General features: G+C 60.8%; 25 protein-coding genes and 1 riboswitch. Of the genes, 7 read left to right on the top strand and 18 right to left on the bottom strand.

Annotated features, from left to right (window positions below; all coding sequences use genetic code 11):
- Nucleotides 1-37: 37 nt before the first annotated feature.
- Both AC1Z24_RS07595 and AC1Z24_RS07590 read right to left on the bottom strand, forming a co-directional pair.
- The gene (locus AC1Z24_RS07595; protein ID WP_483745149.1) at nt 38-652 is read right to left on the bottom strand and encodes a tRNA-uridine aminocarboxypropyltransferase; all 615 of its coding nucleotides are present in this window, start codon (nt 650-652) and stop codon (nt 38-40) included.
- A gap of 11 nt (nt 653-663) precedes the next feature.
- Nucleotides 664-1,557, bottom strand: a complete 894-nt coding sequence (locus AC1Z24_RS07590; protein ID WP_259099330.1) for a LysR family transcriptional regulator — start codon at nt 1,555-1,557, stop codon at nt 664-666.
- A gap of 184 nt (nt 1,558-1,741) precedes the next feature.
- Between AC1Z24_RS07590 and speB the strand changes: the two genes are divergently transcribed.
- A complete protein-coding gene (speB, locus tag AC1Z24_RS07585; protein WP_259099329.1) occupies nt 1,742-2,692 on the top strand; it encodes an agmatinase in 951 nt (316 codons plus the stop codon).
- 312 nt (nt 2,693-3,004) lie between these two features.
- Entirely contained in the window at nt 3,005-3,352 is a 348-nt protein-coding gene (locus tag AC1Z24_RS07580; RefSeq protein WP_483745148.1) for a hypothetical protein, read from the top strand.
- Nucleotides 3,353-3,355: 3 nt separating this feature from the next.
- Here the strand turns inward: AC1Z24_RS07580 and AC1Z24_RS07575 are convergent, their stop codons facing one another.
- The 3 genes from AC1Z24_RS07575 to AC1Z24_RS07565 form a co-directional block, all read right to left on the bottom strand.
- Entirely contained in the window at nt 3,356-3,478 is a 123-nt protein-coding gene (locus AC1Z24_RS07575; RefSeq protein WP_483745147.1) for a PA1414 family protein, read from the bottom strand.
- 220 nt (nt 3,479-3,698) lie between these two features.
- Nucleotides 3,699-5,150: an NCS1 family nucleobase:cation symporter-1 gene (locus AC1Z24_RS07570; RefSeq protein WP_483745146.1), complete on the bottom strand. Its 1,452-nt coding sequence runs from the start codon at nt 5,148-5,150 to the stop codon at nt 3,699-3,701.
- A gap of 314 nt (nt 5,151-5,464) precedes the next feature.
- A complete protein-coding gene (locus AC1Z24_RS07565; protein WP_483745145.1) occupies nt 5,465-6,937 on the bottom strand; it encodes a DNA recombination protein RmuC in 1,473 nt (490 codons plus the stop codon).
- Nucleotides 6,938-7,475: 538 nt separating this feature from the next.
- Between AC1Z24_RS07565 and AC1Z24_RS07560 the strand changes: the two genes are divergently transcribed.
- From AC1Z24_RS07560 to AC1Z24_RS07545, 4 genes are all read left to right on the top strand, one after another.
- Nucleotides 7,476-7,775, top strand: a complete 300-nt coding sequence (locus AC1Z24_RS07560; RefSeq protein WP_483745144.1) for a hypothetical protein — start codon at nt 7,476-7,478, stop codon at nt 7,773-7,775.
- A 471-nt stretch (nt 7,776-8,246) separates the two neighbouring features.
- Nucleotides 8,247-8,471 carry a hypothetical protein gene (locus tag AC1Z24_RS07555; protein ID WP_259099319.1) on the top strand — a complete coding sequence of 75 codons (225 nt, stop codon included), beginning with the start codon at nt 8,247-8,249 and terminating at the stop codon, nt 8,469-8,471.
- Nucleotides 8,472-8,750: 279 nt separating this feature from the next.
- A complete protein-coding gene (locus AC1Z24_RS07550; protein ID WP_259099317.1) occupies nt 8,751-9,230 on the top strand; it encodes a hypothetical protein in 480 nt (159 codons plus the stop codon).
- A gap of 149 nt (nt 9,231-9,379) precedes the next feature.
- A complete protein-coding gene (locus AC1Z24_RS07545; RefSeq protein WP_483745143.1) occupies nt 9,380-10,654 on the top strand; it encodes an OmpP1/FadL family transporter in 1,275 nt (424 codons plus the stop codon).
- Between the two features lie 89 nt (nt 10,655-10,743).
- Here AC1Z24_RS07545 and AC1Z24_RS07540 read toward each other — a convergent pair whose 3' ends face one another.
- From AC1Z24_RS07540 to cobO, 11 genes are read right to left on the bottom strand one after another with little or no spacing between them, the layout of a single operon-like run.
- Nucleotides 10,744-11,295 carry a glutathione peroxidase gene (locus AC1Z24_RS07540; protein WP_483745142.1) on the bottom strand — a complete coding sequence of 184 codons (552 nt, stop codon included), beginning with the start codon at nt 11,293-11,295 and terminating at the stop codon, nt 10,744-10,746.
- 45 nt (nt 11,296-11,340) lie between these two features.
- On the bottom strand, nt 11,341-12,072 hold the full coding sequence (locus AC1Z24_RS07535; protein WP_483746558.1) for an adenosylcobinamide-GDP ribazoletransferase: 732 nt from the start codon (nt 12,070-12,072) through the stop codon (nt 11,341-11,343).
- 2 nt (nt 12,073-12,074) lie between these two features.
- Entirely contained in the window at nt 12,075-12,647 is a 573-nt protein-coding gene (gene cobC / locus AC1Z24_RS07530; RefSeq protein ID WP_483745141.1) for an alpha-ribazole phosphatase family protein, read from the bottom strand.
- Nucleotides 12,644-13,699 carry a nicotinate-nucleotide--dimethylbenzimidazole phosphoribosyltransferase gene (cobT, locus tag AC1Z24_RS07525; RefSeq protein WP_483745140.1) on the bottom strand — a complete coding sequence of 352 codons (1,056 nt, stop codon included), beginning with the start codon at nt 13,697-13,699 and terminating at the stop codon, nt 12,644-12,646. The genes cobC and cobT overlap by 4 nt, the downstream gene beginning before the upstream one ends.
- A complete protein-coding gene (gene cobU, locus AC1Z24_RS07520; protein ID WP_483745139.1) occupies nt 13,696-14,220 on the bottom strand; it encodes a bifunctional adenosylcobinamide kinase/adenosylcobinamide-phosphate guanylyltransferase in 525 nt (174 codons plus the stop codon). The genes cobT and cobU overlap by 4 nt, the downstream gene beginning before the upstream one ends.
- Nucleotides 14,220-15,680: a cobyric acid synthase gene (locus AC1Z24_RS07515; protein ID WP_483745138.1), complete on the bottom strand. Its 1,461-nt coding sequence runs from the start codon at nt 15,678-15,680 to the stop codon at nt 14,220-14,222. Before AC1Z24_RS07515 ends, cobU begins: the two co-directional genes overlap by 1 nt.
- Nucleotides 15,677-16,681, bottom strand: coding sequence for a threonine-phosphate decarboxylase CobD (gene cobD, locus AC1Z24_RS07510; protein ID WP_483745137.1), 1,005 nt, complete (start codon nt 16,679-16,681; stop codon nt 15,677-15,679). The genes AC1Z24_RS07515 and cobD overlap by 4 nt, the downstream gene beginning before the upstream one ends.
- A complete protein-coding gene (cbiB, locus tag AC1Z24_RS07505) occupies nt 16,674-17,582 on the bottom strand; it encodes an adenosylcobinamide-phosphate synthase CbiB (protein WP_483745136.1) in 909 nt (302 codons plus the stop codon). Before cbiB ends, cobD begins: the two co-directional genes overlap by 8 nt.
- Entirely contained in the window at nt 17,579-18,229 is a 651-nt protein-coding gene (bluB, locus tag AC1Z24_RS07500; protein WP_259099297.1) for a 5,6-dimethylbenzimidazole synthase, read from the bottom strand. Before bluB ends, cbiB begins: the two co-directional genes overlap by 4 nt.
- Complete coding sequence (locus AC1Z24_RS07495) at nt 18,226-19,515, bottom strand: cobyrinic acid a,c-diamide synthase CobB (protein ID WP_483745135.1); 1,290 nt, start codon at nt 19,513-19,515, stop codon at nt 18,226-18,228. The genes bluB and AC1Z24_RS07495 overlap by 4 nt, the downstream gene beginning before the upstream one ends.
- Nucleotides 19,516-19,525: 10 nt before the next feature.
- On the bottom strand, nt 19,526-20,137 hold the full coding sequence (gene cobO / locus AC1Z24_RS07490; protein ID WP_483745134.1) for a cob(I)yrinic acid a,c-diamide adenosyltransferase: 612 nt from the start codon (nt 20,135-20,137) through the stop codon (nt 19,526-19,528).
- Between the two features lie 89 nt (nt 20,138-20,226).
- Nucleotides 20,227-20,426: riboswitch (cobalamin riboswitch) on the bottom strand.
- Nucleotides 20,427-20,531: 105 nt separating this feature from the next.
- Between cobO and AC1Z24_RS07485 the strand changes: the two genes are divergently transcribed.
- Nucleotides 20,532-21,848 (top strand): PQQ-dependent sugar dehydrogenase, encoded by a 1,317-nt coding sequence (locus tag AC1Z24_RS07485; RefSeq protein WP_483745133.1) that lies wholly within the window; start codon nt 20,532-20,534, stop codon nt 21,846-21,848.
- Between the two features lie 79 nt (nt 21,849-21,927).
- On the opposite strand, the gene AC1Z24_RS07480 is transcribed toward AC1Z24_RS07485, so the two are convergent.
- Nucleotides 21,928-22,464: a C40 family peptidase gene (locus AC1Z24_RS07480; RefSeq protein WP_483745132.1), complete on the bottom strand. Its 537-nt coding sequence runs from the start codon at nt 22,462-22,464 to the stop codon at nt 21,928-21,930.
- Nucleotides 22,465-22,540: 76 nt separating this feature from the next.
- Nucleotides 22,541-23,218, bottom strand: coding sequence for a C40 family peptidase (locus AC1Z24_RS07475; RefSeq protein WP_259099290.1), 678 nt, complete (start codon nt 23,216-23,218; stop codon nt 22,541-22,543).
- Nucleotides 23,219-23,290 lie beyond the last annotated feature (72 nt).

The raw sequence follows: 23,290 nt of genomic DNA, 5'->3' as shown, positions 1-23,290 counted from the left end.
GGCTTTCGCGGGCAAGCCTTGCTCCAACGGACCAGGTTCAGTCAGTTGAAGATTGCTTCATCCGCGCATGATTACGGCTATAGGTGTCCTCACCCATAGCCGCAATCTGACCCTCGATCAACGCCTCGAAAGGCCGCAGCAACGCGGCAAATGAAGTCGGCGCCTCCAGCGCCTGCAAGGCATGAACGATGGCTTCCAGCGTCGACAAGGCCTCGGCATCCGGTGCCTTGCGCAGGCGATAGCGCGACACCCCAACCTCTCCCAGCGTGACCCGTGGCAGCGCTGCCAACAGCGGATTGCAATGCAGCAACTTGCGCGCCTTGCGCCAGGTGCCATCCGGAACCACTAATAAGGTCGGCAGGCTCTCGGCGCCATCAGCGATCAAGGGTTGTGCCTGCTCACCGGGAAACAGCAGGCGCGCCTGATAGCCCGGCTGATTGAGCAATTGCGGCAGATCCTCGAACACCTCCCCCACTCGCAACTGCGCGTTACGCAGGCCCAGGGTCGCCAGGCGCGCAGTATTGAGGGCGTGATTGACTTCACTCGGGTGCTGCAATACCAATACCCGAGTGCGACTGTCCAGGGAGGGAATCAGCGCACACAGGCAGTGGCTTTGCGGGCGCAGGCAACGTTCACAGCGAGCACGGGACATCGAAACCTTCCTCAGACCGGATTGAGCTGCGCTTTGAGCAGGTCGCGAAACGTCTGGATCAGCGGCTCCCGGCTGCGCCCCCGACGCACGATCATGGAAAACGGCGCCTGATAACCGAAGGTAGCGGGCAGCAATACCCGCAGATGGCCGGAATCGACCCAGGCCTGAGCGTAATGCTCCGGCAGATAACCGATATAAGCCCCTGAGAGCACCAGAATCAGCTGCGCCTCCATACTTTCCACCGTCGCCGCACTGTGCTTGAAGCCATGGCGCGCCAGCTCGGCCTGGCTCCAGTAGCCACGGCCGACCATGCGCTGCTGGGCAATCAATGGCTCGGGAATGCGCCGTTCATTGAACAGCGGATGGCGATTACTGCAATACAACCAGTGCTGTTCGCGATACAGCGGCTGATACAGCAGGCCATTCATGCGCGTGGAAAACGAACCAATGGCCAGGTCCAGACGATTGTCCAGCACCCCCAGTTGCAGCTCATAAGGACTCATCACCGACAAATGCAAGTGCACCGCCGGATGCTCTTCGCTGTAGGCACCAATCACCTCGGCGAAGGGCAAGGCCCGGTCACTGACGGTGGAATCGAGCACGCCGAGGTTGAGGGTGCCGCGCAATTCGCCTTTCAGAGCCGCCGCATAGAGCTCGAAGCCCTCCAGCTCGCCTAACAGGCGCAGGGTTTCCTGATGGAACAGCTCGCCTTTGCTGGTCAGGCTGAAGCCGCCACGGCCGCGATGACACAGGACAATACCCAGGGCCGCCTCGAGCTGGCTCATGTAGGTACTAATGGCCGAAGTCGACAGGTTGAGTTCCTGCTGGGCACTGGCGAACCCCTGATGGCGGACCACGCTGACAAAAATGCGCAGCAATTTCAGATCGGGTAGAGCACTGGCCATGGAGGTCCTGCGAGGTATAGAGCAACAAGAAAGGGCCGTTCATTCTAACCACAATACCCATGTGCAGCAGCGTCCGGCGGCATCAGTTCAGAAATTTCTAAACTGATTATTTGCTCCTTGGGATTCCTTCCCCGCCCCCCGCTTCGCAGAATCGCCTCTATCCAAACCATGCTGAGGCAATCCCGTGGAAAAGATTTTTCACCAACCACTGGGCGGCAACGAAATGCCGCGCTTCGCCGGTATCGCCACCATGATGCGCCTGCCCCATCTGCAGAGCGCCGCAGGCCTGGATGCCGCCTTTGTCGGTGTACCGCTGGACATCGGCACCTCGCTGCGCGCCGGCACCCGCTTCGGCCCGCGGGAAATCCGCGCTGAATCGGTGATGATCCGCCCCTACAACATGGCCACCGGCGCCGCGCCTTTCGACTCGCTGTCGGTAGCGGATATCGGTGACGTGGCGATCAACACCTTCAATCTGCTCGACGCCGTACGCATCATCGAAGAAGCTTACGACGAGATCCTCGAACACGGCGTCATTCCCATGACCCTGGGCGGCGACCACACCATCACCCTGCCGATCCTGCGGGCCATCCACAAGAAACACGGCAAGGTCGGGCTGGTGCATATCGATGCCCACGCCGACGTCAACGATCATATGTTCGGCGAGAAGATCGCCCACGGCACCACTTTCCGCCGCGCGGTGGAAGAAGGCCTGCTCGATTGCGACCGCGTGGTACAGATCGGTTTGCGCGCCCAGGGCTACACCGCTGAAGACTTCAACTGGAGCCGCAAACAGGGTTTCCGCGTGGTTCAGGCCGAAGAATGCTGGCACAAATCCCTTGAGCCGCTGATGGCCCAGGTACGCGAGAAAGTCGGTGGCGGCCCGGTCTATTTGAGCTTCGATATCGACGGCATCGACCCGGCCTGGGCACCAGGTACCGGCACACCGGAAATTGGCGGTCTGACCACCATTCAGGCCATCGAAATCATCCGCGGCTGTCAGGGCCTGGACCTGATCGGTTGCGACCTGGTGGAGGTCTCACCGCCTTACGACACCACCGGCAACACGTCTCTGCTGGGGGCCAACCTGCTGTACGAAATGCTCTGTGTCTTGCCGGGTGTTGCGCATCGTTAATTATCCGGCACAGCCGTAGGACCGGCTTTAGCCGGGAGGGCAGTATAACAATCGATACAAATGTATTGATAATGACGCCCTCCCGGTTAAAGCCGGTCCTACAACAAATGGGCTTACCTGATCCATCGCTTGCGCAGCCTTGGGCGGCGCCTACAGAACCCCACTCCAATTAAATTGTTACACCGTGTTTGAATCCCCTCCGTCCAGCGCCTGCGCGCGCCTCAGCCAGCGGTTTGAACTAATCTTGACTATCTCTCCCTCCGTTTTTCGGCAGTAGGGTCTAGCCTGCGAATAGCCGCGACCGGGGTTTGCATGAACCGCGAGGAAATCAAACAGAGGGTGTTCGACACATTGGGCATCATTCTGGTCGACAAAACCGCCATCCACGAAGACTCAACCTTCAAGGACCTGGCCCTGGACGATGACGATGTGGAAAAGCTGTTGCTCAGGCTGGGCAGCGAGTTTGGCTTTGTCTTTCCAGATGCAATACGCAAGCGCGCAGGCGATGCGCCAGACCATGTGACATTACCCACGCTGGTCGACTTGATCGTGCTGATGCGGCGGGAAGAGCAGCCGGAAGGATCCACTCATGCGCAGAAGCATGAAGGACGTGCGCGCACCGCCAGACGGGCAAAGCGGCGCGCTAGGAAGAAAGGATAAGTGTCAGCGGCGTTGGCGACGTCGGTCGTCGTCGGTTCGCACGGGGATCGGTTGCAGCTTGGGTGGTTCGATCAAGCCCAAGGCAACACCCAGATCATGCAGCCATTCTTGCAATTTGTCGTTCATAAGGCCCCCTTGGGGAAATACACGGACATCAACTTCGAAATCCTGCCCTGGAAATCATAGTGCTATCCCGCACTTTACGCCTGCTACCGGACGTCGCGGGGAAATATTTCATGCCTTAATGTGACAGCTTGTAGAACGCCAGTGCGTGATCGTGCGACCAACGGCAAACTTTCTTACGACGCGGTGCCCTGCGGACAGAACGCCCGCAGGGCAATGGGAATCAGTTAATGATTGCCGGGGCCAGGGCACTGCCTTCATGGGCCTGGCTGCGACGCGCCATGACGAAGAAGAACAGCCCACCCAGCAGACAGCCGGTAAACCAAGAGAAGTTGGCCACGGGTTGCAACGCCGGGGTAAAGGTAATCGCCACACCGATAATGGCCGCCAGTACCAGCGCCTTGACCGCTGTCCAGTTGACGCCATTGGTGTACCAGTAGCGCCCGCTCGGGCCATCGTTGAACAGCGCATCAACATCGATCTGCTGCTTCTTGATCAGGTAATAGTCCACCAGCAGGATGCCGAACAGCGGGCCGATGAAGGCCGCGAGGATATCCAGGGTGTAGTGGATCACTTCCGGGTTATTAAACAGGTTCCACGGGGTAATGAAGATCGACGCCACGGCGGCAATCATGCCACCGGCACGCCAGCTGATCTTGCTGGGTGCGACGTTGGCGAAGTCAAAGGCCGGCGAGACAAAGTTGGCGACAATATTGATACCGATGGTCGCGGTCACGAAGGCAAAGGCTCCGAGCAGCACCGCCACGTCGTTATCGATACGGGCCACGGTAGCAATCGGGTCATGCAGCATTTCACCGAAGATTGGCAAGGTGCCGGAGACGATAACCACGGTCACCAGGGAAAATGCCAGGAAGTTCACCGGTAGGCCCCAGAAATTGCCGCGTTTGACGTCAGCCATGGTCCGGGCATAGCGACTGAAATCGCCGAAGTTCAGAGTAGGACCCGAGAAATACGACACCACCAGAGCCGTGGCCATGATGATCTGGGATACCGCCTGCCAACCCGTCAAGGATTTTTCCGACAGGGTAAAGCTGATATTGCTCCAACCCGCTTTCCAGACGATCCAGCCCGCCAGCAGAAACATCACCGCATAAACCACCGGACCTGCCCAGTCGATGAAACGCTTGATCGAGTTCATGCCGGTCCAGAATACCAACGCCTGCACTACCCACAGCCCCAGGAAACCGAACCAGCCCAGGTAAGAAAGGCCAGCAAAGTGAGGCTCGTTGTACACCGCCATCTGAGGGAGAAAACGCAGTACCACGATGATCAGGGCACTGGAGGCCAGATAGGTCTGTACGCCGTACCAGGCCACCGCGATCAGGCCGCGAATGACTGCGGGGACGTTGGCCCCGAACACACCAAAGGCCAAGCGGCAGATCACCGGGTATGGCACTGCGGCCTTCTGGCTCGGACGGGCCACCAGGGTTGCCACAAGTTGCACGATGCAGATCCCGGCCAGCAAGGCGATCAGCACCTGCCAACTGGCCAGCCCCAGGGCGAACAGGCTGGCGGCGAAGACGTAACCGCCCACGCTGTGCACGTCGCTCATCCAGAAGGCGAAAATGTTGTACCAACTCCACGTCTGCGGCACAGGCCCCAGGTCTTCGTTATATAGGCGGGGGCTGTAACCCTTGGGCATTGGCTCGGTCATCGCATATCTCCCTGAGAGGATGAGCAACGTCCCGTAACTGGCTGTAAAACAGAGTGCGTACGGGAGTCGCTACTGGTTGTATACGAATTGATACGCAGAATGCGTGCCATTCTGCTTTTTCAGGGAGTGAAACGGCCGCCAAACCGCATTCTTGAGAGGGGTTTACTTAGGGCAATGGCGCTTTGAGACTATGGTTTTTAACCGTAAATGCTCGTTGCTAGTGCAGTATTGCCTATAAAAGGTGCGTTTTTTGTTTGAGCGAAAAGCTGACTATAAACTGTATACAAAACCTCATTAAAAACGTCCAAATTCCCTCACAATGGTTGATTACCATCGTCATCAGTCAGAGCTCGCTCAAGCAACTCGGTAGGCAGGCTTTTGCTGGCACGGGCACCCAGTAGCTTGAGCTGCTCACTGCGGCTGACCAGGTTGCCGCGCCCGTCCGTCAGCTTATTGCGTGCTGCGGCGTAGGCCTTATCCAGTTGCTGGAGACGGTTACCCACCTCATCGAGGTCCTGAATGAACAACACGAACTTGTCGTAGAGCCAGCCGGCACGCTCGGCGATTTCCCTGGCGTTCTGGCTCTGGCGCTCCTGCTTCCACAGGCTGTCGATCACTCGCAGAGTCGCGAGCAATGTGGTCGGGCTGACAATCACGATGCTCCGGTCGAAAGCCTCCTGAAACAGTGTCGGCTCAGCTTGCAGGGCTGCCGAGAACGCGGCTTCGATCGGCACGAAGAGCAAGACGAAATCCAGACTGTGCAGGCCTTCCAGGCGTTTGTAATCCTTGCCGGACAGACCTTTGACATGATTGCGCAGCGACAATACGTGCTGCTTCAAAGCCGCCTGGGCCAGCACCGTATCGTCGGTCGAAACGTATTGTTGATAAGCCGTCAGACTGACCTTGGCATCCACCACCACCTGTTTGTCACCCGGCAGCATGATCAGCACATCGGGCTGGAAGCGCTCGCCATCGGGGCCCTGCAGGCTGACCTGGGTCTGGTACTCACGGCCCTTTTCGAGCCCGGCGTGCTCCAGTACGCGCTCGAGAATCAACTCCCCCCAGTTACCCTGAGTCTTCTGGCCTTTCAGGGCACGGGTCAGGTTGGTGGCTTCATCGCTCAAACGCTGGTTCAGTTGCTGCAGACGCTCCAGCTCCTTGCCCAGTGAGAAGCGCTCACGGGCTTCCTGCTGATAACTCTCTTCAACGCGTTTTTCGAACGACTGAATACGCTCTTTGAGCGGGTTGAGCAGTTGCCCCAACTGTTGCTGGCTGGTTTCAGCAAACCGCTGCTCACGCTCGTCAAATATCTTGCCCGCCAGCTCGGCGAACTGGGCGCGCAGTTCGTCGCGCGAGCCCTGCAGGTCGGTCAGACGCTGCTGATGACTTTCCTGCTGCTCACGCAGCTCGGCAGCCAGGGACGCGCAGCGGGCGTCCAGACGCCTCAGCTCGGCGTCCTTGTCGATCCGCTCGGCATTCAGGCTGTCCAGGGCATCCCGGGAATCATCGTGGGCCTGACGCTGCAACTCCACTTCTCGGCGCAACGCGGCCAGCTCCGCGAGCCTGGCACTGTTGGCCTGACTCAAGTCGCTGATTTCATCGCGACTGGCATCGAGCTGGGCGTTGAGACCGTCCTGAGCCATGCGCGCCGTGCTCAAACGCTCGTCAAGCAGCGCCGATTCGGCCTGGCGCTGAGCCAGACGACGCTGCAGTTGCCAAGCCAGGAACAATAAAGGCAGGGCTGCGGCGGCCAGCCCCAACAAGAGACTGGTCAGATCCAGTGCCATAGAAACTCCAGATGATCGAATTCATGCTCGCGGCATTATGCGACGCAAAATAACCAGAAGACGGGATAAGTAACAGACTGACAGGCGCGGGCTAGAGCAAGCGCGCGGGACAATCCACAGAAGCTGTGGATAACTCAGTGGACAACCCCCCTTTAACCCGCGCAAACGCACGTAGAATGGGGCCTGCGTTCAAACTGACGATTTTTTCACCAACAAAAAAAAGCGATGTTTTTCATTGACTTAATAATTCACCACCAAAAATCAAGCTCTTAGGGCTGTATATGACAGTGACATGGCAGCTTGTCCGGCTAATGTGCACAAGTCAATTCCCAGTGGCTATAAGAGCCGCAAATGCACCGACAAAAACAGCCCTTGACGCGACTCAATCGCAATCAGAGCGGGGCCTTCGGGCTCGTGCTGAAATAAATCGGTCGCCTCGATCCTGAACCGCAGCGATTGAAGATTGCCTGATCATCTGGTCAAGCAGCCTCCAGGCAGCCACACTGCCCGACTAGTCCATTGGCGGATCACCGCGTCCATGAGAGACATCCTGGCCTTTGCCCTGCTGTTAGTAGTTGTCGGTATCGTCGCGATGGCCATCAGCCTGAAACTGCCCAGCCCCGACGGCGCGATTTTCGCCGCAACCATCGTCCTATCAGCGACGATCATGGCGCTGATGATCAGCGTCGATCTCGGCGAAGGCCGAATCAACCGCGTGGGCGACGTCATGCGTCTGATCGAGCAACGACGTTCCTGGCGCATGACCGTACCCGCCTACTTGCTGGGGTGGTCTCTGTCGGCAGCAATGACCGTATTGATTTATCGGAGCCTATCTTGACTTCTTTTGACATACCCCTTCCCTTTCACCGCAAGATCCATTACCATCGCCGCCGTTAGTACCAAGCTGAAAGTCAATTCTGGTCGAAAAGTCCCATCCACAGCACGATAGCCGTGGGCAAAAAGGGATCGACCACCTCGATGGTTTCCAGACATGCACACTGCCCAGTGGCTTCCTCACTAACCGGAAGACTGCGGTAAACCAAGCATGGCCTGATAGAACCAGCCTGCAATTGATCAGGAACTTCACCCCGAGCGTCGAACCTTCGCTCCCGCAGTGATGCCTGCCCTCCTAAGTACCTACCAGTCAGACCAGGCGCCATACGATAACGCGCGCTTTAACTGGCTGTTTTTGTTCCAGTCAGGTTCTTCGCCCCGCCATGCCTCGGTTATCCAGGCACAGGCCCGCGTTTACTGGGACGTTTATTGTTGCACGGTATTGTTCCGTGTCGTTTTAGGAAACACCTTGACCATGACTACTCATATCCACACCGAGGCCGCCATTCGCACCCTCACCCACGCCTTCGCCCCGATGAACTGCCTGATCATGGCCGCTCGCAAAGGCTGCTTCAGCTTCACCCTCGTCAATGAGCACGGCATTGCCCGTCATAGCGAGCGCCTGTACCCCGATCAATACTCCAGCGCCGAGCCGCTGCAGGCCGTGATCGAGCGTACGCGCCAGGCCCTGACCGCCTGACATACGCGGATTCAGGCCAGGCCCGAGCCCTGCTGACAAAATCAGCGGGGCTTTTTATTGCTCGCATTTTTCCTACAGAAAAATCAGACCTAATCACTGGTCGCTATATGCCACGTCCTACATCTCGAGAAATATTTTAAAAACAGCCCTTTACACTCGAAATATGACACTACACTTCAACTCAAGCAGCCCAGGCTGCTTCCGACGGACTCTGTCCGATCCATCCGCTGCCAATGCGTTGGGGTCCGTCGGCCATTACCTTTTCGAGCAGGCTGTATTATGGGAATTGCTGCCAGCGAACTGTGCCGTTATGTGATCCGCCCTACGCTTGAGTATCTGGGCCATCACACACCTTCTGCCGAGTCTTTCCTGCTGGGTGTTGCCGCCAGCCAGTCCGCCCTTGGTGCGGCACTGGACAGCCGTCGAGGCCACGGTCTGTACAGCATCCCCGAGCGCCGCCATCAACAACTCTGGGATAACTACCTGGCGTTGGACCCTGACCTGGCCAGCCGGGTCCGCGGCCTGGCCAGCCAGCACGCCTTCCTCGACGGCCCCCACCTGGAACTGACCGTCAACCTGCGCTACTCCACCGCTATTGCCTGGATGATGATCGAAGCCCAGGGTGCCATCTTGCCGTGCGAAGACGATCTGCTTGGCATGGCTCGCCTGTGGCGCCAGGTTTTTCAACCCCAGGGACGCCTGCGCGACTTCACTGCGGCCTGGCAAATTTGTGTTGCTCCATTACTCCTTGCGGCCTGACTGTTCAGTCAATTTGCACGTTTGCTGGAGTTGGCGACGTTTTGGGCAAATTGTCCTACAAAACCGCTTTAACTCGGGCTATTCATGCTCTGGCGCAACCGGAAAAATGTTGGTAATTTCCGCGCGGTGATCAACAAGGAGTTCTAATAATGAAAAAAGCAATACTCAAGACCACACTCAGCATCGCCGTGTCCGTAGCCTGCTCCCAAGCCTTCTCCGCCGGTTTTGCCATCAACGAACAGAGCATCAGCGGCATGGGCACCGGTTTCGCGGGCCGCTCCTCCAGCGCTGACGATGCCACCACTGTCTACGGCAACCCTGCCGGCATGTCCCGTTTGAAACGTCAGGAAGTCAGCGTTGGCGCTGCCGTCATCGACGCCAAGACCGATATCCATAACGGTCGCGGCACTTTCGGTGGCAGCAACGATGGCGATATGGTTCCGCTCGTCGCCGTTCCGATGGGTTACTACGTCAAGCCTATCGATGAGCATTGGGCATTCGGCGTCGGTTTCTATGCCCCGTTCGGCTTAGTGACCAACTACGAAAACGGTTTTGCCGGTCGTTACTTTGCCGACAAAAGCCACGTTGAGGTCATGACCTTCCAGCCGACTGTCAGTTACGCCTTCAACGACAAGGTTTCCATCGGTTTCGGCCCGACCTTCAACCGTATTGAAGGCACCCTGACTTCGGAAACGCTGACTGCGGCAACGCCGGGTCGCAACGATGGCAAGGTCAAGATCACCGGTGACGATACCGCTGTGGGCTTCAACGCCGGTATCCTGGTTCAGGCAACCGACACCACTCGCCTGGGTCTGACCTACCACTCCAAGATCGACTTCAAACTCGACGGCAAGACCAAGATCGAAGGCGTAGGCTTCGGTCCGTTCAACGGCCAGAAGTACGATGCCAACCTGGATCTGGATACGCCTGAGTCGGTGGACATGTCCATCACCCAGAAGATTGATGACAAGTGGACCGTCTACGCCGGTAGCACCTGGACTCGCTGGAGCCGCCTGAAAGACATCACCGTCAATAACAGCGGCGTTCCGGTACAACTCGGCGGCTCTGCCGGCCCGATCGGCACCATCAAAGAAGATCAGAACTGGCATGACACCTGGGCCCACGCCATCGGCGCGTCCTACCAGTTGAACAAGCAGTGGGTCCTGCGCACCGGCCTCTCGGTCGATCAGGCGCCGACCAACAACGTCAACCGTTCTCCACGCATCCCTACTGGTGACCGCAAGGCCATCAGTTTCGGCGCAGGCTGGAGCCCGACCGACGATCTGACCATCGACGTAGCGTATTCGTACCTGCGCGAAGACGAAGCCAAGATCCGCGATTCCAGCGCGACCAAAGGCTCGTACAGTGCTGACTTCAAAAACAGCGCTCACGGTTTCGGTACTTCGGTTACCTATCGTTTCTGATAGCCAGCCGTTTTCCGGATAAGAAAAAGCCCCGTTCTTCGGGGCTTTTTCATGTCCGGATGCGCGCTTGCAGCGAACTCACTCCGAGCCTAAGGCCTCGAAGCGATCGCCTTGTCCAACGCCTCCAGCAACTCCGGATCATCCGGCTTGGTCACGCTGGAGAAACTGGCAATCACCTTGCCCTGGCGATCGACCACGTACTTGTAGAAATTCCATTTCGGCGCGCTGCTCTGCTCGGCCAGCACCTTGAACAGATGGGTAGCATCTGCGCCCCGCACCGGCTGTGGCTCGGTCATGGTGAAGGTCACGCCGTAGTTCACATAGCAGACCTTGGCGGTCTCTTCGCCGTCCTTGGACTCCTGCTTGAAGTCATCGGAAGGCACACCCAGTACTTCCAGACCACGTCCCTTGTATTGCTTGTTCAAGGCTTCCAGACCTTTGAACTGCGGGGCGAAGCCGCAGAAGCTGGCAGTATTGACGATGAGCATGGGCTTGCCGGCGAAGCGCTTGCACAGGTCGATATTTTCCTTGGCGCGCAGTTTGGGCAATTCCCCCTGGAGCAAGTCCGGGCAATCAGCGGCCAGGGCGGTGCCACTCAGGGCAAGCAAAAGAACAGGCAGGGAAATCCAGCGAATCATCATGACGGCCTCCAAGGCTCACTTCTGACCGACACGCTACGCTGGCCTTCAGAGCAACGCCAGTCCTGCCAGGACCAATACTTCCAGCAGCTCCAGCAGGGCACCTGCGGTATCGCCGGTGGTACCGCCCAGGCGCCGCAGCATCAGCCGACGCAGCCAGAAGAAACCTGCCGTGGCGAGCAACAGGGCGAACAGCCCGGTCAGGCCCGCGATCAGCGCACAGCCGACCGCTCCCACGAGCAGCACCTGTCGGCCCAAAGAGCGCGGCAGGTGATCGGCCAGGGCCTGCCCCAGCCCGCCCTTGCGCACGTAAGGGGTGCCCAGGAATAACCCGAGCATGGCGCCGCGAGCGATAACCGGGGCGAGCAACAGAGCGATGCTGTGGCCGCCGTCGATCAGGGCAAGAATCGCAGCGAACTTGAGTTGGAGGACCAGAATCAGGGTGACCACGGCAATTGGCCCGCTGCGTGGGTCCTTCATGATGCTCAGGGTACGCTCACGGTCGCCGAAGCCCCCGAGCCAGGCATCGGCGCTGTCGGCCAGGCCGTCCAGATGCAGACCGCCACTGAGCAACACCCACGCGCTCAGCAGCAAAGCGGCATGCAGAAACGCCGGGGTGTGGCTCAGCACGCCGTTCAACACCAACAACAGGACGCCAAACAGCAGGCCCACAGCCGGGTAGAACAGCAACGAACGACCCAGTGCCTGGGGCGACGGCATACCCGCCAGGCGAATCGGCAGGCTGCTGAGAAACTGCAAGGCAATCCAGAACGGCAACATCATCAGCCCTCGGTCAAGACACAGCCGCTGTCGACCCGCAGCGGCAACAATGCGCCATGGCCGACGCTGACCTGCAACAGCTGCTCACGAGGCAGGCCGCGCGCCTGGGCCAGCAACAGGCGCATCACCCCGCCATGGCAGACCAGCAGCACCCGCTCGCCGTCACAGGCTTGATACAGGCGTTCGACAGCACTCAGCACACGCGCGGCAAAGCCTGTCACCGGCTCCCCATTGGGCGGTGTGAAGGCATAGGGGTCGGCCCAGAACAGCCCCAGTCCCTCGGCATCGGTTTCCATCAACTGCGCGGCGCTATGCCCCTCCCAGTCGCCGAAATGAAGCTCCTGCACGTCGGCCTCCAGTTGCAGGGGCAGATTCTGCTTTGCGGCCAGTTGTTCGGCAAAACGTGCGCAACGTTGCAACGGCGAGCTGACAATGCGGTCCCACGGCCCGGCTTCTGCCACCGCCGCCTGCATCTGCGCCCAACCGGTGGCGGTCAAGGCGTCGTCGAGGCTGCCGCGCATGACGCCGCCCAGCTCAGTCTCGCCATGACGCAACAGGTCCAGGCGCAAGGTCATGCCGGTCGATCCGCCACTGCGGCTTCAGCGAAAGTGGCCATATTGTTGTGCAGGGCGCAGGCCATCTGCACCAGTGGGACCGCCAACGCCGCACCGCTGCCCTCGCCCAGACGCAGACCCAGATCGATCAGCGGCTCGGCCTGCAGGGTTTCCAGCAGATGACGATGGCCCGGCTCGGCACCGCGATGGCCGAACAACAGCCACTCGCGACAGGACGGATTCAGACGCACCGCCACCAATGCCGCGACGCTGCAGATAAAGCCGTCCACCAGGGCTGCAATGCCTTCCTGGGCACAGGCCAGATAGGCGCCGACCAGCGCGGCGATTTCGAAACCGCCCAGGCACAGCAGGCTTTGCAGCGGATCGCCCGCAGCCTGTTCGGCATGCAGCGCCAGAGCACGTTCGATGACCGCCGTCTTGTGGCGAATCCCTTCGGCGTTCAGCCCGGTGCCCGGCCCGACCAGCAAAGGCGCTGCGCATTCCAGCAAGGAACAGGCGACAGCACTGGCCGACGCAGTATTGCCGATACCCATCTCACCGCCGATAAACAGCTCGCTGCCAGCGGCCTTGGCCCGCAACACGCTGTCACGCCCGCCCGCCATGGCCAGCAGCCCTTGCTCGACAGTCATCGCCGGACCCTGGGCAAAGTTGGCCGTACCGGCGCCAATGTTCAGGTGGCGAACACCCGGCAGATTCAGCGGCGAGACCGTGCCGAGATCGACCACGTCCAACTGCGCCGACAACTGTTTGGCCAATACGCTGATGGCCGCGCCGCCCATGATAAAGTTGTGCAGCATCTGCCCGGTCACTTCCTGGGGATAGGCCGACACGCCTTCAGCGACGACACCGTGGTCACCGGCGAAAATCGCGATCCAGCACTTATCCACAGCAGGCTTTTCCCGGCCTTGCAGGCCAGCCAATTGCACCGCCACCCGTTCTAGCTGGCCGAGGGAGCCGGTTGGTTTGGTCAATTGCTGCTGACGGGCCAACGCGGCTTCGCGCATCGGTACATTCAGCGCCTGAGCAGGTTTGAGCCACCAGGAGTCAGTCATAGCGCGGTTCCTTTCAAAGTCAGAGGCAGGCCGGCAACGCTCAGAACGACCCGCTCGCAACGCTCGGCCAGGGCCTGGTGCAACCAGCCAGCCTCGTCGACGTAACGGCGGGTCAATTCGCCGAGGGGCACGATGCCCATCCCGGTCTCGTTGCTGACAAAAATGATTTCACCCTGCAGGTCGGCCAGGCAGGTAAGCAGGGCGTCACGCTCAAGGGCCAGACGCTGGGGCTCGTCCTCAAGCATCAGCAGATTGGTCAGCCACAGGGTCAGGCAGTCCACCAACAGGCAGCGCCCGACCTTGGCGTTGTCGCGAAGGATTCGGGCCAGTTGCAGTGGCTCTTCGATCAGACCCCAGTGCTCGGGGCGGCGCTGACGATGCAAGACCACCCGTTCGTTCAGCTCGCCATCGATGGGCTGACTGGTGGCGATATAGGTCACCTCCAGACCCGATTCAGTGGCCAGTCGTTCGGCCAGACGACTCTTGCCCGAGCGCGCACCGCCAAGGATCAGTTGCAGCATCAGTCTTGCTCCAGGCCGCATAGCTGGCGCAGCAGCGGACCATCGAGATGGTTTTCCACCAAATCCGCCAGACGCTCGATATCACGCTCGCGCAGGGCGTGATAATCCACCGCCTGTACATTCTGCAGACCGGCCCAGCGCAGCAATGCCGTGCAGGACGCAGGACTTTCGAACAGGCCATGCAGATAGGTGCCGAGAATTTGCCCGTCGACGCTCTGGGCGCCATCGCAACGGCCATCGTCGAGATAGACCGCTGGACGCTCCAGGGCACTGCCACTGGTCACGCCAGCATGAATTTCGTAGCCGCTGACCTGGGCACCTTCGAGCTGCAGATGCCCGCTCACATTGCGCAGCTGCTTCTCTTGTTCCAGCACCGTGCTCAAATCGAGCAGGCCCAGCCCGGCGCTCGAACCCGCCGCGCCTTCAAGGCCCAGCGGATCATGGACTTGCTCACCGAGCATCTGCAGGCCGCCGCAAATCCCCAGAACCTTGCCGCCGTAGCGCAGGTGCCGCGTAATCGCCGCGTCCCAGCCATTGGCGCGCAGGTAAGCCAGGTCGCTGCGCACGCTCTTGGAGCCCGGCAGGATGATCAGGTCGGCCGGCGGAATCGCCTGGCCGGGGCCGACGAATTGCAGATTGACCTGTGGGTGCAGGCGCAGCGGATCGAAGTCGGTGTGATTGCTGATGCGCGGCAGGACCGGCACCACCACATTGAGCACCTGCTCGACCTTGTCGGTCTGGCGCTGATCGAGACCATCTTCGGCCTCCAGATGCAGATCCATGACATAAGGCAGCACGCCGAGCACCGGTTTGCCGGTGCGCGCTTCGAGCCAGTCCAGGCCCGATTGCAGCAGGGCGATATCGCCGCGAAAACGGTTGATCACAAAACCTTTGACCCGGGCCTGCTCACTGGGCTCAAGCAGCTCCAGGGTGCCGACCAGATGAGCAAAGACGCCGCCACGATTGATATCGGCCACGAGGATTACCGGGCAATCCACCGCCTCGGCAAAGCCCATATTGGCGATATCGTTGGCGCGCAGATTGATCTCGGCAGGCGACCCCGCGCCTTCAACCATGATCACTGGATATTGCGCACTTAGGCGGGCATGGGATTGCAGCACCGCTTCCATGGCGATGGTTTTATAGCCGTGATAGGCCACCGCGTTCATGGTAGTGACCGCCCGGCCATGGATGATCACCTGGGCGCCGGTGTCGCTGTTGGGCTTGAGCAGCACCGGGTTCATATCGGTGTGAGGCTGCAAGCCACAGGCCTGGGCCTGTACCGCCTGGGCCCGGCCGATCTCGCCACCGTCTGCCGTCACCGCGCTGTTCAACGCCATGTTCTGCGGCTTGAACGGCACCACGGCAACCCCCTGGCGGGTCAGCCAGCGGCACAATGCGGTCACCAGGGTGCTCTTGCCTGCGTCGGAAGTGGTGCCTTGCACCATCAGAGTGGTCATGAAGAGTGTCCGTTGAATTCAGTCAGGGCGCTGGCGATACGCTGCCAGTCGCGCTCATCGGCGGGCAGGCCAAAACGCAGGCTGTCGGTATGGCTGTCCCCCGTGGAAAACAGTCGCAGCAGAATCCCGCGACGGGCGCAAAACTCATGCAGAGCCTTGGCCCGGGGCGTGCGCACCCATTGAAACAAGGCGCAGCCACCCTGGGGTTGCAGGCCATGCTCGCTCAGCAGCTCGAACAGCCGGGTACCCGCCTGTTCGCAACGCTGACGTTGCTGCAACTGGGCGGCGCGGTCTTGCAGGCAGACCCGCCCAAGCTCCCGGGTCGGGCCGCTGACCGCCCAAGGCCCGATCTGGACCTCAAGTTGTTTAAGTAACGATGCTTGAGCCATGACAAAGCCCAGTCGTACGCCGGCTAGGCCGAAGAACTTGCCGAAGGAGCGCAGCACGATCAAGCCGCTGCGATCAGCCTCGGCCACCAGGCTCGATTCGGGGGTCACGTCCATAAAGGCCTCGTCCACCACCAGCCAGCCGCCGCGCTCGGCCAGACGCGAGTGCCATTCGAGCAACAATTGCGGGGCCAGCTTCAAGCCGGTAGGGTTGTTCGGGTTGACCACCACCAACACATCCAGATGCTCGATGAAGTAATCGACCTCTTCCTCCATCAGCTCACGGACCAGGAAGCCGCCATTGCGCCATGCCTCGGCGTGCTCGGCATAACAAGGCGACAACACACCGACCCGGCCCGCCCGACGCAAACGCGGCAGGGCCTGGATCGCCGCCTGGCTGCCCGGCACCGGCAGCAGTTGCGCAGTGCCGTAATAGCCCGCAGCCGCGGCTTCCAGCCCGTCATGATTCTCCGGCAGGCGCGCCCAGGCTCGCAGCGCAATCGGCGGGACTTCGAACGGCCAGGGCGCCAGGCCCGTGGACAAGTCCAGCCACTCGGTCTCAGCGATACCGTAGTGTTGCGCCGCAGCCCTCAGACGCCCGCCGTGCTCAAGCATAGAATTCCGTTCCCAGGCATAAGATCAATAACCACAACCAGACACCGCGCTGTACCAACTGCCAGCCTCGCTCGATGGAGTCAGGGCTGGCCGCTAGGCCTCGGCCCAGTTGCGGTCGCTGATGCAGCTCGCCGTGATAAATCGCCGCACCACCCAATTCGACGCCAAGCGCGCCCGCGCCCGCCGCCATCACCGGCCCGGCATTGGGGCTGTCCCACAGCGGCGCCTGGGTCTTCCAGCAGTGCATGGCCAGGCGCGTCTTACCCAGCAGCGCGTAGGTCAAAGCCACCAGGCGCGCCGGAATATAGTTGAGGACGTCGTCGATTTTTGCCGCAGCCCAACCAAAACGTTCGAACCGCGCATTGCGATAACCCCACATGGCATCCAGGGTATTGCTCAGGCGATACAGCACGACGCCCGGCGCACCGGCCACGACAAACCAGAATATCGCAGCAAATACCGCATCGCTGCCGTTTTCCAGTACCGACTCAGTGGCCGCCCGGGCCACTTCGGTGGCGTCCAGTTCGTCGGTCTGGCGGCTGACCAGATAACCGACCCGCTGGCGCGCCGTGTCCAGTTCATTGGCGCGCAGAGCCTGAGCCACCGGCTCGACGTGCTCGCCAAGGCTGCGCAGGCCAAGGGCGCAATACAGTGCCAGCACCTCGACCAACCAGCCGATATAGGGCAGCCAGCTCAGGGCCGTGGCCACCAGGGTGATCGGCACCACAGCGATAAACCAGGCGGTCACACCATGGCTGCGCCAGCCGCGCCCGGCAGCATTGAAGCGCTTTTCGATACGCTCGGCGAAACGGCCGAACGCCACCAGCGGGTGCGACCGTTTCGGCTCGCCGAGCAGCGCATCCAGAGCCACCCCGGCGATGCTCAGCAGCGCCACACTCATTGACTCACTCCCCATTGATTCTCAAATAGCAGCTCGCTCAGCGGACGCTCCTGCGCCCAGCCTTCGAGTACCAGCATCGGCGCCGGATAAAACTCGGTCACCGGCCCCAGGCACAGAATCGCCAAAGGCTTGGCCCCGGCGGGCATATTCAGCAGCGTCGCCAGCGCCTCGGGATCGAACAGCGATACCCAACCCATGCCCAGACCTTCGGCACGGGCGGCGAGCCACAGATTCTGGATCGCGCAGGACAATGACGCCATGTCCATCTCCGGCAGGGTCCGTCGACCGAAGATATAGCGCTCGCGGCCGTCCATCAGCGCGGCGACCAGGACCTCGGCGCAATCGTTGATACCCTCGACCTTGAGCTTCATGAAGTCATCAGCCCGTTCGCCCAGAGCCTCGGCGGTGCGAATTCGCTCCTCCTCGACCTGAACCTGCATCTGCCGACGTAACTCGGGATCGCTGATGCGGATAAAGCGCCAAGGCTGCATCAGGCCGACACTGGGGGCCTGATGCGCCGCCTGCAGTAAACGACCAAGCAACTCGGGTGCCACAGTGCCACCACTGAAGTGACGCATATCCCGCCGCTCGGCAATGGCGCGGTACACCGCTGCCCGTTCTTCGGTGCTGAACGCCTGGTCACTCATGGTCGGAAAAGCGCCGCAACCGCCTGAGGATGTGAGGGAAAGTAAAAGTGCACGTAGGACGCAGTCAGGCGCCCCAGACGATAGACGGCCTCGGCACCGCGTCCACCGTTGGGGCTGACGCCACGGGCAATCGGCTGCAACTCGGTGCTGGTCAGGGAGTGGTGATAGGTGTGCCCACGCAGCAAGCCTTCCGGCAGCTCCACCGCCTGCAAGGCCAGGGCAGCCAGACGCTTCTGCATCACAGCCTCCCCGCCCAGCAATCCGACCAGTTCAGCGCGCTGGCCCTCGACATCGGTCAGGGCATCGAGCAGATAAAGCATCCCGCCGCATTCAGCGAGCAACGGTTTACCCGCAGCATGATGGGTGCGGATGGCCGCCAGCATCGGCGCGTTGGCCCCCAGGGTCAGGTGATGCAGTTCCGGATAACCGCCAGGCAGATACAGGCTGTCGGCCTCGGGCAACTGTTGATCACGAATCGGCGAGAAGAACAGCAACTCGGCGCCCATGGCCCGCAGCAGGTCCAGATTGGCGCCATAGAGGAAGGCAAAGGCTTCGTCATGGGCCACGGCAATCCGTACGCCCATCAGCCACGACTCCACTGCGCTGCTGTGCGGCGCAGCAAAGGTCACGGCGGGCGGCAATGCCACTTCGCAAGTACTGGCCAGCGCTTCGGCGGCGGCATCAAGACGCGCATCCAGATCATTCAATTCGCTGGCCTGCACCAGCCCAAGGTGGCGACTGGGCAGCTCGATACCGGTTTCCCGGGACAAGGCGCCATACCAACGCAGGCCTTCGGTCAGGCTGCCTTCGAGCAATTGCGCGTGGCGCACCGTGCCCACGCGGTTGGCCAGGACTCCGGCAAATGGCAGGTCCGGCTGATAACGCGCCAATCCCAGGGCCAGGGCGCCAAAGGTCTGGGCCATGGCGGTGCCGTCGATCACCCCCAACACCGGAACACCGAAGTGCCGGGCCAGGTCGGCGCTGGACGGCGTGCCGTCGAACAGCCCCATCACCCCTTCGATCAGGATCAGGTCGGCTTCGCCCGCTGCTTCCCAGAGCAGGCGGCGGCTTTCCTCGGCGCCGACCATCCACAGGTCGAGCTGATAGACCGGCGCACCGCTGGCGCGCTCGAGAATCATCGGGTCGAGAAAGTCCGGGCCGCATTTGAACACACGAACCTTGCGCCCCTGATTACGGTGCAGGCGCGCCAGGGCGGCGGTGACCGTGGTCTTGCCCTGGCCGGAGGCCGGTGCGGCAATCAGCACGGCCGGGCATTGCCGGTTCATAACGCTGCACTCACAGTTCGATGCCTTTTTGCGCACGGATGCCTGCCTGGAAGGCGTGCTTGACCACGGCAATCTCGGACACGGTATCGGACAGATCGATCAATTCCTGTTTGGCGCCGCGGCCGGTCACGATCACGTGCTGCATCGGTGGGCGGGCCTGCAAGTCACTGAGCACTTGCTCCAGGTCCAGATAGCCGTGCTTGAGGGCGATATTCAGTTCATCCAGCACTACCAGGCCAATGGCCGGGTCGCTGAGCATTTCCCGGGACACGGCCCAGGCGGCTTCGGCGGCGGCGATATCGCGCTGGCGATCCTGGGTTTCCCAGGTGAAGCCCTCGCCCATAACGTGGAAACGCACTTGCTCGGGGAAGCGTCGATAGAACAGCTCCTCACCGGTGCTGTTGCGGCCCTTGATGAACTGCACCACGCCGCAGTGCATATCGTGGCCCATGGCCCGGGCGAGCATGCCGAAAGCCGAGCTGCTCTTGCCCTTGCCATTGCCGGTCAACACCAACAACAGGCCGCATTCATTGGGTGAGCTGGCAATGCGCTCGTCCATCACCGCTTTTTTGCGCTGCATGCGCGCCAGGTGGCGTTCGTCACGTTCAGGGGATTCGTTCATCTCGGCTCTCCGCTCGAGGACACGTGAAAGCACAAGGCAGGCGCAGCAATCGGCGGCACGGCACCGATGCAGGACATCGCCCGCCGCGATGCCATTGATTGAATCAGGCCGGTCTCCGGGCTCATGAGCGGCGCGTGCCGAGGCACGCCCGACGCCACGCCTTCCCATGCGTTCGCACAGTGGCACTCCATAGCGTCTTGACTCATTTACCGTTGCGGGGGCAGCGCCGGGATCTGACCGGCTTCCCTGTTTCACTCAATTGCTGAGCACCTGAAACAAGTCGCGAAGGGTAGAGGGTTGGGGTAACAGCGTCAATGAATGCAAGACGGGTTGAACCCTCACGGAACCTGTCCCTCTACTCTTCATTGGATACTGCCCGTCACGGAGATTGTTCATGTTCAAAATCAGACCTCAGTACGCTGTTCTGTTACTGCTGGCAGGAGGTCTTGCGGCCTGCGGCGAGTCGTCGACCTTGCAGGTCAGCGACGGCACCGGTGCCTCGCCGAAACTGCCGGAGCCGAACAAGACCCTGATCCCCACCGTGAATATCGCCCCCGCCGTGGGCTGGCCGAATGGCGGCAAGCCCACGGCGGCAGCGGGCACCCAGGTTGCGGCCTTCGCCCAGGGCCTGGATCATCCCCGCTGGTTGTATGTGTTGCCCAATGGCGATGTACTGGTGGCCGAAACCAACGCACCGCCCAAGCCGGACGACAGCAAGGGCATTCGCGGATGGGTGATGAAGAAAGTCATGGGCAAGGCCGGGGCTGGCGTGCCCAGCGCCAACCGCATCACCCTGCTGCGTGACGCCGATCACGATGGCGTGGCGGAAACCCGCAAGGTGTTTCTCGACCATCTCAATTCACCGTTTGGCATGACGCTGATCGGCAATGACCTGTACGTCGCCGATACTGATCGTCTGATCCGCTTCCCCTATCAGGAAGGCCAGACCTCAATCAGTGCCGCCCCGGTCAAAGTGGTCGATCTGCCAGCCGGGACCATCAATCATCACTGGACCAAAAACGTCATTGCCAGCAAGGACGGCAGCAAGCTGTACGTCACCGTGGGCTCCAACAGCAATGTCGGTGAAAACGGCCTGGCCGCCGAAGAAGGCCGCGCGGCGATCTGGGAAGTGGATGCCGCCACCGGCGCCCACCGCATCTTCGCTTCCGGTCTGCGCAACCCCAACGGCATGGATTGGGAGCCGAGCAGCGGCAAGCTGTGGACCTCGGTCAACGAGCGCGACGAGATCGGCAGCGACCTGGTGCCGGACTACGTGACCTCGGTACAGGACGGTGCTTTCTATGGCTGGCCCTTCAGCTACTACGGCCAGCATGTGGACGCGCGAGTCGATCCACAGAATCCCGCCCTGGTCGCCAAGGCCATCGCCCCGGATTACGCCGTCGGCCCCCATACGGCATCGTTGGGCATGGTCTTCACCGACGGAAAATCCCTGCCCGCGCCCTTCACTCAGGGCCTGTTGGTCAGCCAGCATGGCTCATGGAACCGCAAGCCCCACAGTGGCTATAAGGTGATCTTCGTGCCCTTTACCGACGGCAAACCCAGCGGTGCGCCGGTTGACCTGCTGACGGGCTTCCTCAATCAGGACGAGAAAGCACAAGGCCGCCCGGTGGGCATCGTCAACGACAATAAAGGCGGGGTGTTGGTGGCGGATGATGTGGGGAATGTGATTTGGCGGGTGACTGCCAAGTAGTTATTAGTTGCGAGCTGCTAGCTACGAGCTAGAAGCTTTTTGCTGGTAGCTCGAAGCTCATAGCTCATCGCTCGCAACTTCAATTCTGCATCTGCGCCAAATGCTCAGGCTGAATAACCCGCTTGGCATTCAGATAAGCCTTCTGCCAGTAAGGCTTGTCCAGGCTGTCGAGCTTGACCGTGCCGCCGGTCTGCGGGGCATGCACGAAGCGGCCTTCGCCGACGTAGATCCCGGCATGGCTGACCTGGCTGCCGCCGCCCGTGGCGAAAAACACCAGGTCGCCGGATTGCAGTTGGGCGCGATCGACATCCGGCGCGCGCATCACCACCAGGTCACGGGTCGAGCGTGGCAGGGCAATACCGGCGGCATCACGATAGACGTAACCGATCAGGCCGCTGCAATCGAATCCGGAATCGGGCGTGTTGCCACCCCAGCGATAAGGCGTACCGACCAGGCCAAGGGCACGGAACAGGACATCTTCGGCAGCGGGAGGAGTTTGCGAGGGTGCAACGAGAACCGGACGCTGAACGATCCGGGGCTGCGGCGGTGGCGCGCTGGCGCAGGCACCGAGCAAGGCTGCTAGGGAGATGACCGCCAGGCGTACCGTTATCGACATAAACAACAACCTGCTGGATGCGGCTTATCTTGCCGAGGCTCAATCAATAAGGCGCGCTATAGCGCGCCCAGGGATTTCAAGGGTGACGGCGTTGGATTGTAGTCGAACTCATGGCAGTCGTCTGCTCAGGCGCAGAAGGCGGGGCCATGGCCAAGGCACGCTTGGCTTCGATAAAGGTCTTGCTCCAGTACACATCGTCGAGGCTGTCGACACGCACACCACCGCTGCGGCGGCTGCTGGAGTGGATGAACTGATCATCACCCAGATAGATCCCGGCGTGGCTGACACGACCGCGGCCGGCAGTGCTGAAGAACAGCAGGTCGCCTGGCTTTAGGTCATTGCGCTTAACCAGCGGAGCGTCAATGTTGATCATTTCGCGCGAGGAGCGCGGCAGGCTCATGCCAGCCTGTTCGCGGAACAGGTAGCCAATGAAACCACTGCAATCGAAACCCGAACTGGTCGAAGTACCGCCGAAACGGTAGCGAGTACCGATCAACGACTTGCCGCGCTCAAGGATGCTGTCAGCCAGGGCTGGCAACTGATAAGGCTTTTGTTCGGCAAACTGAGCCAGTTCGGCTTCAGTGGCCAGCTCGTCCTGAAGAACCGAGCCGTCAGCGCGATCTGCGCGATGGCCGGAGGACTGAGCGGTAACCGGGGTCTGGTACTGCTGTTGCGACGTCGGCATGTTGGCCGAACAGCCGAAGAGCAGTGAGACGAGTGCGAGAGGCACGAGGGGTGCAAAGCGATTTAGCATGGGCACGACCGTGGCTGTGAATTTAAGAAGCCGCGACTATGCCCTCTATCGTTGTGATTTGCAAATTCAATC

The organism is Pseudomonas sp. JL23 (assembly GCF_056933585.1).
Note: the sequence above shows the minus strand (reverse complement) of the source record. Positions and strands in the feature narration are given on the sequence as shown.

Excerpts from the sequence above, each read along its gene's own strand:
- AC1Z24_RS07595 (WP_483745149.1), bottom strand. The coding sequence starts at position 652 with ATGTCCCGTGCTCGCTGTGAACGTTGCCTGCGCCCGCAAAGCCACTGC.
- AC1Z24_RS07590 (WP_259099330.1), bottom strand. The coding sequence starts at position 1,557 with ATGGCCAGTGCTCTACCCGATCTGAAATTGCTGCGCATTTTTGTCAGC.
- AC1Z24_RS07580 (WP_483745148.1), top strand. The coding sequence starts at position 3,005 with ATGAACCGCGAGGAAATCAAACAGAGGGTGTTCGACACATTGGGCATC.
- AC1Z24_RS07575 (WP_483745147.1), bottom strand. The coding sequence starts at position 3,478 with ATGAACGACAAATTGCAAGAATGGCTGCATGATCTGGGTGTTGCCTTG.
- AC1Z24_RS07570 (WP_483745146.1), bottom strand. The coding sequence starts at position 5,150 with ATGACCGAGCCAATGCCCAAGGGTTACAGCCCCCGCCTATATAACGAA.
- AC1Z24_RS07565 (WP_483745145.1), bottom strand. The coding sequence starts at position 6,937 with ATGGCACTGGATCTGACCAGTCTCTTGTTGGGGCTGGCCGCCGCAGCC.
- AC1Z24_RS07560 (WP_483745144.1), top strand. The coding sequence starts at position 7,476 with ATGAGAGACATCCTGGCCTTTGCCCTGCTGTTAGTAGTTGTCGGTATC.
- AC1Z24_RS07555 (WP_259099319.1), top strand. The coding sequence starts at position 8,247 with ATGACTACTCATATCCACACCGAGGCCGCCATTCGCACCCTCACCCAC.
- AC1Z24_RS07550 (WP_259099317.1), top strand. The coding sequence starts at position 8,751 with ATGGGAATTGCTGCCAGCGAACTGTGCCGTTATGTGATCCGCCCTACG.
- AC1Z24_RS07545 (WP_483745143.1), top strand. The coding sequence starts at position 9,380 with ATGAAAAAAGCAATACTCAAGACCACACTCAGCATCGCCGTGTCCGTA.
- AC1Z24_RS07540 (WP_483745142.1), bottom strand. The coding sequence starts at position 11,295 with ATGATGATTCGCTGGATTTCCCTGCCTGTTCTTTTGCTTGCCCTGAGT.
- AC1Z24_RS07535 (WP_483746558.1), bottom strand. The coding sequence starts at position 12,072 with ATGTTGCCGTTCTGGATTGCCTTGCAGTTTCTCAGCAGCCTGCCGATT.
- cobC (WP_483745141.1), bottom strand. The coding sequence starts at position 12,647 with ATGACCTTGCGCCTGGACCTGTTGCGTCATGGCGAGACTGAGCTGGGC.
- cobT (WP_483745140.1), bottom strand. The coding sequence starts at position 13,699 with ATGACTGACTCCTGGTGGCTCAAACCTGCTCAGGCGCTGAATGTACCG.
- cobU (WP_483745139.1), bottom strand. The coding sequence starts at position 14,220 with ATGCTGCAACTGATCCTTGGCGGTGCGCGCTCGGGCAAGAGTCGTCTG.
- AC1Z24_RS07515 (WP_483745138.1), bottom strand. The coding sequence starts at position 15,680 with ATGACCACTCTGATGGTGCAAGGCACCACTTCCGACGCAGGCAAGAGC.
- cobD (WP_483745137.1), bottom strand. The coding sequence starts at position 16,681 with ATGCTTGAGCACGGCGGGCGTCTGAGGGCTGCGGCGCAACACTACGGT.
- cbiB (WP_483745136.1), bottom strand. The coding sequence starts at position 17,582 with ATGAGTGTGGCGCTGCTGAGCATCGCCGGGGTGGCTCTGGATGCGCTG.
- bluB (WP_259099297.1), bottom strand. The coding sequence starts at position 18,229 with ATGAGTGACCAGGCGTTCAGCACCGAAGAACGGGCAGCGGTGTACCGC.
- AC1Z24_RS07495 (WP_483745135.1), bottom strand. The coding sequence starts at position 19,515 with ATGAACCGGCAATGCCCGGCCGTGCTGATTGCCGCACCGGCCTCCGGC.
- cobO (WP_483745134.1), bottom strand. The coding sequence starts at position 20,137 with ATGAACGAATCCCCTGAACGTGACGAACGCCACCTGGCGCGCATGCAG.
- AC1Z24_RS07485 (WP_483745133.1), top strand. The coding sequence starts at position 20,532 with ATGTTCAAAATCAGACCTCAGTACGCTGTTCTGTTACTGCTGGCAGGA.
- AC1Z24_RS07480 (WP_483745132.1), bottom strand. The coding sequence starts at position 22,464 with ATGTCGATAACGGTACGCCTGGCGGTCATCTCCCTAGCAGCCTTGCTC.
- AC1Z24_RS07475 (WP_259099290.1), bottom strand. The coding sequence starts at position 23,218 with ATGCTAAATCGCTTTGCACCCCTCGTGCCTCTCGCACTCGTCTCACTG.